10 protein-coding genes are annotated in these 14,021 nt (G+C 54.5%); 7 read left to right on the top strand and 3 right to left on the bottom strand.

All coding sequences use genetic code 11. From position 1 onward, the window contains the following. Positions 1 to 283 precede the first annotated feature (283 nt). Positions 284 to 1,267: a dihydrodipicolinate synthase family protein gene (locus Pan97_RS02955; protein ID WP_196782266.1), complete on the bottom strand. Its 984-nt coding sequence runs from the start codon at positions 1,265 to 1,267 to the stop codon at positions 284 to 286. Next, complete coding sequence (locus tag Pan97_RS26165) at positions 1,264 to 3,990, bottom strand: sialidase family protein (RefSeq protein WP_165698584.1); 2,727 nt, start codon at positions 3,988 to 3,990, stop codon at positions 1,264 to 1,266. Before Pan97_RS26165 ends, Pan97_RS02955 begins: the two co-directional genes overlap by 4 nt. 187 nt (positions 3,991 to 4,177) lie before the next feature. Here Pan97_RS26165 and Pan97_RS02945 point away from each other — a divergent pair, with 187 nt between their 5' ends. From Pan97_RS02945 to Pan97_RS02915, 7 genes are all read left to right on the top strand, one after another. Next, on the top strand, positions 4,178 to 5,248 hold the full coding sequence (locus tag Pan97_RS02945) for a GntR family transcriptional regulator (RefSeq protein ID WP_144970615.1): 1,071 nt from the start codon (positions 4,178 to 4,180) through the stop codon (positions 5,246 to 5,248). Between the two features lie 64 nt (positions 5,249 to 5,312). Beyond that, positions 5,313 to 6,200, top strand: a complete 888-nt coding sequence (locus Pan97_RS02940; RefSeq protein WP_144970613.1) for a DUF1559 domain-containing protein — start codon at positions 5,313 to 5,315, stop codon at positions 6,198 to 6,200. Between the two features lie 43 nt (positions 6,201 to 6,243). Continuing rightward, positions 6,244 to 6,681: a DUF4198 domain-containing protein gene (locus Pan97_RS02935; protein WP_144970611.1), complete on the top strand. Its 438-nt coding sequence runs from the start codon at positions 6,244 to 6,246 to the stop codon at positions 6,679 to 6,681. 352 nt (positions 6,682 to 7,033) lie between these two features. Further along, positions 7,034 to 10,237: a hybrid sensor histidine kinase/response regulator gene (locus tag Pan97_RS02930; RefSeq protein ID WP_144970609.1), complete on the top strand. Its 3,204-nt coding sequence runs from the start codon at positions 7,034 to 7,036 to the stop codon at positions 10,235 to 10,237. 131 nt (positions 10,238 to 10,368) lie between these two features. Then, positions 10,369 to 11,613 (top strand): sensor histidine kinase, encoded by a 1,245-nt coding sequence (locus tag Pan97_RS02925; RefSeq protein WP_144970607.1) that lies wholly within the window; start codon positions 10,369 to 10,371, stop codon positions 11,611 to 11,613. Then, positions 11,603 to 12,169, top strand: a complete 567-nt coding sequence (locus Pan97_RS02920) for a response regulator (protein ID WP_165698583.1) — start codon at positions 11,603 to 11,605, stop codon at positions 12,167 to 12,169. The genes Pan97_RS02925 and Pan97_RS02920 overlap by 11 nt, the downstream gene beginning before the upstream one ends. A gap of 5 nt (positions 12,170 to 12,174) precedes the next feature. Next, entirely contained in the window at positions 12,175 to 12,693 is a 519-nt protein-coding gene (locus Pan97_RS02915) for a hypothetical protein (RefSeq protein ID WP_144970603.1), read from the top strand. 6 nt (positions 12,694 to 12,699) lie between these two features. Here the strand turns inward: Pan97_RS02915 and Pan97_RS02910 are convergent, their stop codons facing one another. Further along, complete coding sequence (locus Pan97_RS02910) at positions 12,700 to 13,995, bottom strand: DUF1552 domain-containing protein (protein WP_144970601.1); 1,296 nt, start codon at positions 13,993 to 13,995, stop codon at positions 12,700 to 12,702. Between the last annotated feature and the right edge of the window lie 26 nt (positions 13,996 to 14,021).

Below are 14,021 nucleotides of genomic sequence, written 5' to 3'. Positions count from 1 at the left end.
GATAGTTTCCCTAAGTCATAAGCGCAGAGGATGAGCCGCATAACCGCTGCCTGCCTGCCCAGGCAATCGCTTACCAGCTTCATTTTGATTTCGATCGTTGTGGTTTTTGATCAACATCGAAGGTTATTAGCTCACACTCTTAAATGGTTTGGGTTTCAAACGTCTGTGTGTTTAGACGAGCCACTCAGGAAATGGTTCGCTGAAAACTTAGCATTCTTGAAAAAAGAATGGGCCCACTCAATCACGGAGGATGCGTTTTGACTTGAAGTTGGCGACTTGAACCTTACTCACGCCACTCAAAGAACCCCAACTTTTTCAAGTCGCCTTCCAAAGTTCTCTTCTCCTGTGCCGTCAAATCGCGCCAAGGCAAACGCGGAGGACCAACCGGCAAGCCAACCATTTCCATGATCGCTTTCTGAGCCGGCAATGCCGGATAGCGCACGAAAGCTTGGACCATTTCGACGGAAAGCAATTGTAGATCTTGCGCCGCTTCGTTTTCGCCTTGTCGGTAGGCTTCGATCAAGCGGCGATAGAGTCCCGGTGCGAAGTTATAGGTACTACCGACGGCCCCGCTCGCTCCCGCGGCAAGACCGCAAAGCAGCATTTCATCACAGCCATATAGCAGATCGAACTGGCCGGCAAAGTGTGCTCGACAGGCCTGGAACTCATGGATCGACTGGGCCGTGTATTTCACGCCATTGAGTTCCGGTAGATCCTTTGCCGCATGCGTCAGCAGTGCGTGCAGATCGAAGTCGACGCCTGTGATCCGTGGGATGTGATAGTAGTAAAACGGCAACCCAGGCGCGCCGCGCATGATCTCTCGTAACGAATCGAGAAGCAGTTCGATACTCGCCGGCTTGAAGTAAGTGGGCGGTGTCGCACTGATGGCATCGGCACCGATCGCTTGAGCATGTTCGGCCAGTTCGCGTGCTTCTCGCACGCTGTTATGCCCAACCTGAACAATGACCTTAATCCGCCTGGACGCCGCTTCGACAAACGCTTCGGCCATCTGCCGACGTTCCTTGCCGGTCAGCGAAACGCCTTCCCCGGTGCTTCCGTTGACGTATAGGCCAGCCATGCCCGATGCAACGAGCACGTCGACCATCGCGCCGATCGGCTCGCGGTTGATTTCTCCCTCAGCGGTAAGAGGAGTGAACGTGGCCGCGACCAGCCCTTCCAATTGCATGGGACGTGGTTCCTGCGTTTTCGGCAACGGCTCTGTCGTTTGCCCGCAGAGCGTTACCGCTTTCATGGTGTCTGAATTCATCGATTCTTCGCTTCCGATTTTGGCAGGTCGAACAGGAAAAGGGAAATCGTCTCGTAGGGGTTATTCTCGCCGACTTCGGCCAAACACCCCACCTGACCGGCACCCGCTGGAGCCAGGCACGAATAGGCCGTGTGGCTGGGGTACAGGGTCTTCTTCCAGGGCCAGGTCTTGTTGTCGTCGAAACTGGCAAGCACTGTCAGGTTTCGACGTTTGGAGGGATCGCGAGGACTAGAGAATAGTAATATGCCAGGGTCGTCGGTTGTTGGCCATCGGTAACGAACCAGGCTGGCCTGACAGACGGGGGAAACCAACTCACGGGCATCCGTAATCTCAGACCAGGTCTGTCCGCCGTCGTTGCTGATCGACTGGGCTCGGCACCCCTGACCGCGATAGGATCGCATATCGATAACCATCTGTCCCTGGTCGCCGATCTCGACGATCTGACATTCGTTCATATTCGGATGAATCGTTCCACCCAGTTGCCATGACTTGCCGTGGTCATCGCTGAAAATCACATGCGAGCCAAAACCGTAGCCCTTCTTGTCCACTGCGGGGTCGATCGAATAGCTATGGTCGCATGGAATGACCAGGCGGCCCTTGTGGGGACCATGCTTAAGTTGAATGCCGACGCCTGGGCCGGTGGCGTACCATCCCCAGTCAGGGTTCTTCGCCGTGTCGGTAATTTCCACCGGATCGGTCCAGGTTTGGCCGTTGTCGTCAGAGTGACATACCCAGACGGTCCGCGTTCCCTTGGCTTTCTTCAGCTTAATGGCCGACTCGTGATCTTCACCCAGGTTATGTGTTAGCAACAAGTGAATGCGCCCCGTCGCTTCATCCACTACAGGACAGGGATTTCCGCAGGTGTTGTCTTTATCTTTCCATACGACGACCTGATCACTCCAGGTCTTTCCCTGATCGACCGAGCGTTTCATCACAAGATCGATGGCCCCAGTGTCACTTCGCGAATGGCGGCGTCCTTCGCAGAATGCCAACAGCGTCCCGTCTTGCGCTGGTATCAGTGCCGGGATGCGGTAGGTGTCGTACCCATCGTCACCACTCTTCCAAACGGTGACTGGCTGAAGTTCCTTCGCGAGACGATCGAGTTCATCGACCATGAATCTCACCGAGACGACTGAATTCCTTTCGCCACGCCGGTAACCGACATAGGTCGTCGCGACAAACGTTCCGTCCGGCAGTCGTTCGAGACCGGGATAACCGGTGTCGAGTGGCCGGCCGTGATGTTCCAGCAGGCGAGCCCGGTATTGCCCCGGTTTGCCGGCGAGGATGTCAGCATACTTTCCGACCCAGACAACAAAGTGCCCGTAGGTCGGGCTTTTCTTAACGACGTCTCGAAACGCAATGACTAACCGGCCATCTTCGGTATATCTGGCACAGTGTCGATCACCGGTCAGAGCCGCATTCACTTCCTGGGGATCTGACCAGGTTTCGCCTTCATCATCCGAGGCCATCACCAGCGAGTTGAGTCGTCGAGCATTTTCCCGCATCAGGCACATGAGCTGCTTCCCGTCGGGCGACCGTAGGAGGAATGGCTCGCAGGGATTGGCTCCTTCGACTGCGGCCACCATGCGTTGATCTTCCCAAGTAAGTCCGCCATCGGAAGAGATTGCTTGCCAGATCTGTAGCGGCGGGCGGTCCCGGTCCCCTGCCCCGCGATGATAGATGGCCAGGTGCTTGGTGCCATCGTTGATTGGCAGGATCGTAATGGGCGCGACAATGCATTTCAGGCCGTTCTTCTGCATCGGCGACCAGGTTTTGCCTTGGTCGAGAGAAACGGACTGGGTCATATCGCCGCGACCGGCAAATACGAACAGGCGTGCCGTACCGTCGGCATCGACCAAACGATGGAGGCATGGGCAATTCTGGACGTCGCTCCAGTTTTCTGGAACGTCGATCAGCTCGCTCCAAGTCAAACCACCGTCATCGCTCCGCTTTAAAGGACCACATCGACCACCGTGATTGTAGGTCCATGCGGCGAAAATCGTTTTGCCGTCTGGCATCAAGAGTGTCGTGGGATGCCCTTGGTATATATCCTTGGTTCCCCTGGCGATCACCGTCTGGCGTGAGACGTCCTGAGCGAGATCGATGGTGGGAACTGCGATCTCATCGCCAAGCTTTTTAGGCAACCAGGCTCCCTCACTGAGATCTCCTTCGATCGTAAATTGCTGGACGGTCATCGTAGAACGCCAAGGTCGTAGGCCAACCAGGCCAAGTGGTCCTTTCAAAGGGCCTTCGTAAACCTGTTTGCCATCGATCGCGATATTCAAGCGACCATCGGAAGTCATCAACTCGACCAGAAACATCTTTCCAGGCTGAATCTCAGTAGTGGCCGAATCCAGAAATCTGGTTTCACCACCAAACACAGGTCCTTGGAGAAACAGCCGCTTGCCTGACCCGTCAAAACCAAATTGACTGCCAGGCCCTAGAGAAATCGACGCAGCGGTATGGTTTAATTCATTAAGAGCCAGTTGGATCTGCACTTTGGCATTGGGGCCAGTGATTCCGCGAGCTGCCCATGCGACGTTGCCGACCCCTTTTCCTTGCAGGCCTTCCTCTTTGGCAATCCATGCCGGACCGTCAAATCGCAGCTGCTGCGCGACGCCACTCTCAACAGCGTGAAGCACCTCTGCGGACAAAGGAAAGAAAAGAACGCCAACGCTTAAAAGCGCCGCACAGCAACTCGTGATGAAGTGAGTCGGACGCATGGGCGGAAGGATCTCGAAGAAGGAAAGGAAATGGCAGGAATACAGAGGCAATCTCTGGTTGGTGACATTTCGCCACCTTAGAACAATCTAGTGTCCCAGATAAATATTTTCAATCCACATAGAAATATTCTGGTGATTTAGGGAAATAAATATTGCAATCCTCGAACTCGGCGATAATCTTAGAAGCATGGACAGTTCAACCACACCTCGCGTAATTCAGTTGGCCGAACAGATCATGGCCGATATCGCCGGTCGCGGCCTTCAATCGGGCGACCCCTATCTGGGTACCGCCGATGCCGCACGCATGCTCGGCGTTAGCACCACGTCCGCCAATCGCGCTATGCAGTTGCTTGTCCAGCGGAATGTCCTGAGTCGACGGCAAAAAAGAGGGACGTTCGTCGCCGATGGCATTCACGGGGAAACGCAGCGGACCATCGATCGTGTGCATCTTGTCGTCAACAACACGTATCTCGCCACCGAGGGCATGATGGCCGATGGGGTGATCGTTGGAATTCAAAGCGTGCTTCCCCATGCTGAGATCGAATTCAATCACCTTCCCGGTAGTGATGATACGGCATGGGTTTCCGAACTGATCGCCAAGACGGCCCGTTCGCAGCAGGCCGAGGGGTTCGTCCTGGCCCGCTCTTCCCTTACCTCGCAGCGGCTGTTTCAAGCGAGTGGCCTTCCGACGGTCATTTTCGGTTCGCGATTTCCTTCAATTCAAGCGCTGCCGTCAGTCGATCGTGATCATATTGCTGCAGGCAGGTTGCTCACTACGTCACTGATCGAGCAAGGCGTGAAAAAGCTGGGCGTGCTCATGCGTAGCCAGGTCCTCCCAGGCGACCACCCATTTCTGGATTCGATCTGGCGGACTGCCGCCGAGTTGGGACTGACGCCAAGCGACCTGACGATCCGTTTTTTGCCGACGGATGATCAGGCCGTCCAGCATGCCACGCGTGACCTTCTTCACCAGCAAGGTGCCAATGGGCTCATCTGCCGTTCACAACCCCTCGCTGAATCGGCCTCCAAGACAATCAAGGCCTCCAAACAGAAAAGAATTCAAGCGACGCCAATCGTCGTTTCCGACGTCTATAGCCGGAACCAGGCCAAGCTTCCTTGGGCAACAATACGTACGGTTGATTCTTCAGAATCAATCGGGGCGAAACTAGCGGAAATCTTAGTCGAACAAGCTCAGGGAAATGCCCCCGAAATTGCCGTCCGGCGCCTCGATGTTCAATTGAGCAATCCCCCTACGTAGTCACGCGATCAGGATACATTACTTCTCCGCTATCTTTTCTAATCATCCCCTAAGAGGCTGCGTCATGCAAAAACGAACCGGATTTACACTCGTCGAACTCCTTGTGGTGATCGCGATCATCGGAGTTTTGATTGCACTTTTGTTGCCCGCCGTGCAGCAAGCACGCGAAGCGGCTCGCCGGATGCAGTGCTCCAATAACATGAAGCAGCTCGCGTTGGGGCTACACAACTATCACGATACGTTTGGAACGCTTCCACCAGGGGCGCTTAACGACAACACCCTTGGTTGGCACTCTTTTATTCTTCCGTTCATCGAACAGGGGGCCCTGCATGACCAGTTCAATTTCAACGCGGGTGCCTGGAATGCCGGTACCAACAAGGAAGGTCCCAACAAAAACATCCATGGTTTGTTGGAAATCGACATGTTCATGTGCCCCAGTTCCCCACGCCTGCTGACCACTCACGGCAGCAGTACGCTGGGCGATGGACGCAAGACCTACACAACTCACTACTATGGCGTCATGGGGCCCTACGGCACGAATCCCGTTTCCGGCACTGCCTATCCCCATGAACCCAACCCTTCGGGGCATGGTGGTTTCTGCGAAGGGGGAATGATGATGCTAGATAAGAGCGTCAGGTTCCGAGACGCAACGGATGGGTTATCCAACACCTACGCACTGAGCGAGATTGGGGGAGAGAACGGTAGCTATGCCAGTTGGGTTCGCGGTGTTTATGGCAACGGCATGGCTGCATCCAAGAACATTCGCTACGGCATTGGCCTCCAGAACGAGTCCGGCGGAAACTTCAACAACATCAGTTTCAGCAGCGAACATCCAGGCGGGGTCATGTTCACGATGTCGGATGCTTCGGTTCGATTCGTTCCGGAAACGATCGACTTCGAAGTCTATCAATCTGCGGCGAGTAAATCCGGCGGCGAGACCAGTGGCCAATAACCTTGAGTCTCAGAGTGTTAACCGAACCGTGAAAGCATTCATAATGCCCCAATCCTGCTGCTCCCTTCGTTTCCTCATCTTCGCGGCCGCATTGCTCGCGGGACTGACAGGCTGTTCCGGCAACAATGAAAGTGCAACCGCCTTTCATGTTCGTGGACAGGTCCAATTCGATGGTAAACCGCTTCCTGCCGGTAAGATCTACTTCACCCCAGATGCTTCTCAGGGAAACCAAGGTCCCCAGGGAACCGCGACGATCGAAGATGGAAAGTACGATACTGAAGAATCTCGCTTCGGTATCGTCGGTGGCCCCTACATCATAAGAATCGAGGGATACGACGGAATCCAGCCACCCAATGATGAAGATGGCCTGTTTCCCGACGGACAAGTCATTTTTCGTGACTACGAAATCAAGCTCAACTTCCCGAAAGCCGATCATGTCGAAGATCTGGATGTCCCGGCATCGGCCTCTAAGCGGAAATAGCCATCTCCTCTCGCTCAATCCCAATCGAAGGCTTTTCCATTTTGCTCCGTCGAGCCTTCAATCATCGCTGAACGAAAAGAACGACTTCAACGATCAGGAAAGGTCCGAGAAAAGGGAAGACTTCACCGTCCGTTGGAAGCTCGTGGCCCTATCACCTGGCAAAGCGGTGTCAACTGGCAGTCGCCGAAGTTTCCCATGACTTGGGATTATCTGTTGCCTGAGACCGCTCGGACGTTGCCAGCTTCATCTCTTCTGCCTTAAATTAATACAGGCTCTTGGATGTCGCGTATCACGATTTCCTATCTGCGAGATTGTGTGACTATTCTCTCCCAACGACTTGTCTGACTACTGCATGCGTATCGTCCATAAGTTGCTGTTGGCGACGGTTCTGCCTGCCCTGTTAATTTGGGTCGTTGGCTACTACGCGGTTGCCGTGAGCGAACGCAGCCTCACGAAAGTGATTGAGGCCCGATCGGCGGCTCGAGCAGCGGCTGTGATGGATGAAATCGATCGTGCCCTGCGTTCCCACATTGCCAACCTTCAAGCGCTCGCGCGCAGCAAACAGGTTCGCGAAACGCTTGCGGAGTCGAACGCGACCTTTGCCGAGTTGGCCGATCCCGCGGCGGAGGTCGAGAACTTGGACCAGATCTGGCAAACCGGTGACATCCGTCAACAGCAGGAGCTACTTGCCGGAATCATTGATAACGACCTGTCGCAGGAACTTCGACTGCGTAATGCGAAACTGCAAGAGGCGACTGGCTACCAGGTATACGGCGAGATCTTTGTTACCAACCGCTACGGGGCTATTGCCGCGTTGACAAGTCGCACGTCCGATTTCCGCCAGGATGATGAACTATGGTGGCAGGAAGCCGTGCAGAATCATATTTACGTGGGCGACGTCGCATTTGACGATAGCGCGCATGTCTACTCGGTGGATATCTGCATCGCGATTGAATCACCCGATGGAAGACTGGCTGGCGTGATGAAGGCGGTTCTGAACATTCAAGATGTCTTCAGCATCATTGACGGTCAGTCGCGGGCGGACAGCAATGCTTACACCGAGTTCTTTCTCTTTACGCAGGACTATCGAATCGTTCGCGGACCGGCCGGGCATTCCGAACCTCTTTCCGACGGCAGTCGGTATTTTGAAGACCTCGAGCAAGACTTCACACAAAAGGGAGTCATCGCGACCAGGCATCGCCCCGATGGAAACGGAGAAGTCCTTGCCGCCTACGCAACTTCCATTGGCGAAGGGGACCAACGTCATAATCTGCATTGGATTGTGATGGTTCAACAGGAAGCAGCACTCGTATTTGCCCCGATTCATGCGATGCGGCAGAACATCTGGTCGCTGGCCTTGTTTGCGACACTACTCACATTGGCCGTCGCCGGAGGGTTCTCCTGGTCTTTGTCTCGTCGCATTCGCGAAATCACCGACGCATCGGTCGCAATCGGTGAAGGTGACTGGGAGGCCAAGGTTCCAGTAAGAGGGAGCGACGAAGCAACGCAGCTCGCGCGGCAGTTTAACTTGATGACGGATCAATTGACCGAGATGAATCGGCAACTGGTCTCTGCCAAAGAGCAAGCCGAATCGGCCAATCGCTCGAAGAGCGACTTCCTTGCCAACATGAGCCACGAAATCCGCACGCCCATGAACGGCATCATCGGCATGACGGAGTTGCTGCTCAACACGAACCTGACAAGTGAACAGCGGGAGTATCAGAAGCTTGTCCAGAGTTCAGCCGATGCCTTGTTGGTCTTGCTGAATGACATTCTCGATTTCTCGAAGATCGAAGCCGGCAAAATGGAGTTGGAAGAACTGCCCTTCCGCCTGCGAGACACGCTTGGATCGACACTACACACACTTGCCGGAAGAGCGTCGAAAAAGGGGGTGGAACTGGCCGCTCGAATCTTGCCAGAAGTACCCGATGAACTGACCGGTGATGCCGGTCGCTTGCGGCAAATCATTGTGAACCTGGTTGGCAATGCCATCAAGTTTACCGAACATGGCGAAGTCGTCATGAAAGTCGAGAACAAGTCGTTCTCTGGAGATATGATCACGCTACACTTCTCCATTCGTGACACTGGCATTGGCATCTCGCAAGAAAAGCAAACTCAAATATTCGAAGCGTTTACGCAAGCGGACGCATCGACGACGCGGCAATATGGGGGCACCGGACTTGGACTGGCCATCTGCTCTCAGCTGACGAAGATGATGGGGGGCAGAATCTGGGTCGAAAGCTCGCCAGGCCTAGGGAGTACCTTCCACTTCACCGCGAAGTTCAAGAGATCTGAACAACAGCCTGATTCAATGCCAGCAGCGGTCGACACGCTCTACGACCTCCGCGTGCTTGTCGTCGACGACAATTCCACGAATCGCGTCATCTGCGAAGAAATGCTTAACAATTGGGGCATGAAACCTACCGTGGTAGGTAGTGGCTCCGAAGCCCTGAAAGAATTGCAACTCGCCTTCCAATCCGATAGCCCGTACCAGCTTGCTCTGGTGGATGTGATGATGCCTGAGATGGACGGCATCGAATTGGTCCGTCACATTCGACAATTTACCGATAGCTCCTCTTTGACGATCGTAATGCTTTCATCAGCCGATCGTCCCACCGACCCTGATTTTGCCCGAACTCTGGGCGTGGCCAAATGCATCAGCAAGCCCATTACCCAATCGATGCTCCTCAATGGAATTGCATCGGCCATGGGAACCTCACGATCCGATTCAGTCCACGGCGGAAATATTGCCTCGGATCCATCTCAACGCTTTATTCCCCGCAACATTCTTCTGGCCGAAGATGGCGCCGTGAATCGCAAGGTCGCCCAAAGTCTCTTGGAGAATCGCGGGCATCATGTGACCGCCGTTGAAAACGGACAACAGGCAGTCGACGCGTTTCGTAGTGGGACCTTCGACCTGATTCTCATGGACGTCCAGATGCCGGTGCTGGACGGGTTTGCCGCCACCGAAGAGATCCGCCGTCTGGAAGAAGGCGTTTCCCAAAAGATTCCGATCATTGCTCTCACCGCCCATGCCATGAAGGGGGATCGCGAACGCTGTCTTGATGGAGGCATGAATGATTATGTTTCCAAGCCATTTCGCCCCGAAGAACTTTTCGGTGCGGTCGAGCGCGTTCGGCCGATTGTCGTTTCGTCTCAAAATGAGGAGGGCGCCCCGGAAAATCACTCCGAAGAAAACCTTCTCCCATTTCATCGTGCAAGAGCACTCGAAAACGTCGGAGGCAGTGAAGAGATCCTCGATGAAATGATCGATCTGTTTACGACAGAATGTCCCAAGCAGTTAAACGATATCCAAGCCGCGTTTGCATCCGGTGATAATGAAAAATTCATTCGTTCCGCGCATACTCTGAAGGGATCCGTCTCGTTATTCGCGGCTGATGCGGCGACGGCTGCTGCCCGACGCATCGAGTTCATGGGGCGAGATAACGAGTTGGGCGACTTTCAGGATGCCTGGGATGACCTAAAACAAAACATCAACGAGTTAATGTCCGCACTTGCGGATACAAAAGCACACCGTCATAGACACTCCTCGTGAAACCGATTTCACGCCGCATCCTGCAGACGCCGCCTGATTTCTGATGCGAGCGATGAAAACCCACCAGAAGACGATTGCGTTTGTCATTGAACCCAGGAAGATGGACCAGGGACTGTTGAGACGAGAATTGCATGAGAGTACTTGTTGCCGAAGATGGAATGATGATGCGACGGATTCTCGTCCGGGCGCTCGAAGGCTGGAAGTACGAAGTCACGGAAGTCGAAAACGGTGCTCAGGCCTGGGAGGCATTTGAGGCCGAACCCTTTCGTATGGTGCTCACCGATTGGGTTATGCCGGAGATGGACGGTTTGGATCTGATACGTCGGATTCGTTCGGCCAATCTGCCGTTCTATGTTTACATCATCTTGCTGACCGCCAAGAGCGAAAAGGAAGATCTTGTCGTCGGCATGGAAGCCGGAGCGGATGACTTTCTGGTCAAACCAGTCGACCACAATGAACTGCGTGTCCGGCTTCGCGAGGGAGAGCGTATTGTTCGTCTGGAACAAGAACTGGCCGAGCAGAATCGTCAACTGCGTGAAACCCAAGCCGCCCTGGTGCAGAGTGAGAAGTTGGCAAGCTTAGGCCAAATGGCTGCCGGCATGGCCCACGAGATTAACAATCCAATCGCCCTGGTAGCCAACAACCTGGCGGTACTCAAGCGGGACGTCTCTTCGGCGCTGGAACTCTTGGATATGTACCGTTCGATTCATGAGAAGATCGCCCAAATTGATCCGGAATTAGCCAAGAAGGCGGCCGAACTGGAAGAAGAGTGCGACTACCAATGGATTCGAGACGAGTCGCCAGAGTTGTTCAATCGCTCGTTAACCGGTCTCCAAAGAGTCCGGGACATCGTCCAGAACTTGCGTTCCTTCGCCCGTTTGGATGAGGCGGAGCTCGATCATATGGACGTCAACGCGGCCTTATTCGCCGTCTCGCAAGTGCTGCACCATGAGATCGAGGCTCGACAAATCGAACTAATCGTCGACCCCGGAGACGTTCCTTCGATTCTCTGCGAACCGGTCAAAATACAACAAGTACTTCACCACTTGCTTTTGAACGCGATTCAAGCCAGTGACGTCGGTGGAAAAGTCACTCTCAGTTCCTCACGCTGCGACGAAGGTGTCCAAATTGACGTCCAGGACTATGGATGTGGCATGTCAGGAAGCGATTTGGCCCATATTTTTGAGCCTTTTTTCACAACTCGTGCCGTGGGTAGCGGCCAAGGCTTAGGGCTCGCGGTCAGCTATGGAATTGTTCGGGACCATGGCGGATCGATTCAAGTCCGCAGCCAATTGGGCCGCGGCACCACTTTTAGTGTACAATTGCCCGTACGACCGCTCGATAATCAATCACCGGGAGGTAGTCATGAAAGCTAAGCCAGCAATTCTGTTGGTCGACGATGAACCGGACATCTTGCATTCCCTCATTGGCTTGTTGCGGCGCCAATTCACGGTGCACACGGCTCAGTCCGGAGAAGAAGCTCTGCAGATCATGGCCGAGCACTCCATTGCCGTGCTGATGACCGACCAGCGGATGCCAGAAATGACAGGCGCCGAACTGGCACGACACTGCTGCCGTCGATTCCCCAACACGACTCGCATCTTGTTCACCGGATATGCCGATATCAAGTCGGTCGTCGAAGCCATCAATACCGGCGGCCTCTACCGTTACGTTACCAAGCCTTGGGATCCTGACGATCTGATTGACTTGCTGACCGAAGCGGCTGAAGTTTACGAGAAGGAAGCAGCCCACCAGAAACTGATGCATGAGATACAGCGATACGTCTCGATGGGTCAACAGATTTCACAGCAGCTTCGCCTAGGCAACGATGGTCACCAGGTCGACCCTGACCTACTTCAGCAGTTCCATCAATCTGGGAACCTGCTGGAGGATTTGACCAACGATACCTGTAAGCCTGCCGCTGGAGACTAGCGCCCTTGCCTAACAAACAACCCGTACTTCTAACCGTGCTTATCGAAACGGCCACACTCCGTTGGTACGTCGCCGGCATCGACCAGGAAGGCACCACCACCCCCCTGCTCTGCTCTCAAGAAGGAGACTTGTCTCCTTACATTGGAGAATCCTTCGACGAGCAAGCCAGCTTTCTCCGCCATCGGCTTTCAGGCGTCCTTCAACGTGGCTGTGATCGGCTATGGGGCAAGATGATGAAACCGTTCGAGATTGTCTTTGTCGCAGACAATCCTTTCCCTGAAGCCGATGAAGATCTGACCCAAAGGGTCGCCGATCATTTTGACCAGTGGATGACGAGCCCACCGGTCGTTTTCTTTTTGATCGAAGCCGAATCAAAACCATGCAGCCCCAAGCTTTCGACGGTCGCAGGGCAAATCCCTGCCCAGTGGCGAGAGGCGCTCGACAAAGGCTTCCCTTCAATGATCACCAAGTGCGGTGAGAAAGATCCGTGGGAATTGGTCGTCTCGAAGCCTCACGCTACCTGACGGAAGTCAGGCAGCCTCCAGGCCGCGCATCGTCCCGGTGCTCGTGGCAAACTGATCGACTTCCAGACCCGATTGTTGAAGTACCGACAGAAATAGGTTCGGCAACGGGTAATTGTTCTTCTTGTCGAACGCCAAGTGCTGGCCATGTTTAAATCCACCACCAGCAAACAGAACAGGCATGTTGCGGTTGTCGTGACTGGAGGCATTTCCCAGGTTACTCGTCAGCAACACGGAGGTATTCTCGAGCAAACTGCCCTCTTCTTCCTGAATGCCATCGAGACCTCGCAGGAAGTCCGCCCAGGCATGAATGATGGCCGTCTCAATGAGTGCTAGTTGCTCCAGCTTTTCTTCATCGAGACCATGATGACTCAATGAGTGGTAACCTTCATCGACCCCTTCAATCGGAACCACGCCGCCACTTCCACCCAGGTGAAAAGAAACAAAACGCGTCGAGTCCGTCGAGAGGGCCAAGCGAATCATGTCACTCATCAGACGCTGGCGACCAATGAAGTCATTGGGGTTACTGATATCGATGGGCTTCTTCGCATCGATCTTGGGCTTGGGTAAGTGGGCCCACTGCTCAGCCTCGACCATGCGTTTTTCCAGTTCCCGAACGCTATTAAAGTACGCGGCCAGACGATCTCGGTCGCCTGCCCCGAGCTCTCGCGACAGCGACTTCGCATCTTCGGCAACCAGGTCCATGATGCTCTTACCTTGACGAGCACGGTGCAGTTGTTTCGCCTGTTCTTCTGGCGAATCGTTAACAAACAGCTGCATGAACAAGCGTGCCGGCGAGCTTTCCGCCGGTATCATCGATCCGTTTTCTGTGTACGAAGGACTATTGTTTCCGGACGAGCTGAGCACCAGCGAAGGAAACCGGGTGTGATGTCCCATGTGCTTGGCCAACAACTGATCAATCGAGATCGTCGTCCGTGCCTGGGCTCCCTTACCCATTGGGGTGGCTGATAGAAGACTCGCTTCGGCGCGGTGACCGCCAGAAACGTCGGGGTGCGACGTGCCAGACACCACGGTGTACTTGTCACGGATATCTTGTAGCTTTTCCAAGTACCGCGATGGCTTATAGTCGCGACCCGCTTTTTCTGGATTAAGGTTCTCGGCATGCAGACCTAGCCCCAACGTCATCGCGACGAACCGCTTGGGGGCCTTTGGCTGTTCACTTCCGGCAAATGCCTTTTGCATGGCGCTCAGCCATGGAATGGCCATCCCGACACCGGCGGTGCTACGCAAGACGGTCCGGCGATTCAGCTTCTTCCCGAAGTTGAAATGAACTTGGCGCGACATGACTTGTCTCTTTCCGTTTTTGGTGA

The organism is Bremerella volcania (genome assembly GCF_007748115.1).
Classification (GTDB): domain Bacteria; phylum Planctomycetota; class Planctomycetia; order Pirellulales; family Pirellulaceae; genus Bremerella; species Bremerella volcania.
Note: the sequence above shows the minus strand (reverse complement) of the source record. Positions and strands in the feature narration are given on the sequence as shown.

Bases quoted from the DNA above. Each gene is read 5' to 3' on its own strand.
- Pan97_RS02955 (WP_196782266.1), bottom strand. From the start codon at position 1,267: ATGAATTCAGACACCATGAAAGCGGTAACGCTCTGCGGGCAAACGACA.
- Pan97_RS26165 (WP_165698584.1), bottom strand. From the start codon at position 3,990: ATGCGTCCGACTCACTTCATCACGAGTTGCTGTGCGGCGCTTTTAAGC.
- Pan97_RS02945 (WP_144970615.1), top strand. From the start codon at position 4,178: ATGGACAGTTCAACCACACCTCGCGTAATTCAGTTGGCCGAACAGATC.
- Pan97_RS02940 (WP_144970613.1), top strand. From the start codon at position 5,313: ATGCAAAAACGAACCGGATTTACACTCGTCGAACTCCTTGTGGTGATC.
- Pan97_RS02935 (WP_144970611.1), top strand. From the start codon at position 6,244: ATGCCCCAATCCTGCTGCTCCCTTCGTTTCCTCATCTTCGCGGCCGCA.
- Pan97_RS02930 (WP_144970609.1), top strand. From the start codon at position 7,034: ATGCGTATCGTCCATAAGTTGCTGTTGGCGACGGTTCTGCCTGCCCTG.
- Pan97_RS02925 (WP_144970607.1), top strand. From the start codon at position 10,369: ATGAGAGTACTTGTTGCCGAAGATGGAATGATGATGCGACGGATTCTC.
- Pan97_RS02920 (WP_165698583.1), top strand. From the start codon at position 11,603: ATGAAAGCTAAGCCAGCAATTCTGTTGGTCGACGATGAACCGGACATC.
- Pan97_RS02910 (WP_144970601.1), bottom strand. From the start codon at position 13,995: ATGTCGCGCCAAGTTCATTTCAACTTCGGGAAGAAGCTGAATCGCCGG.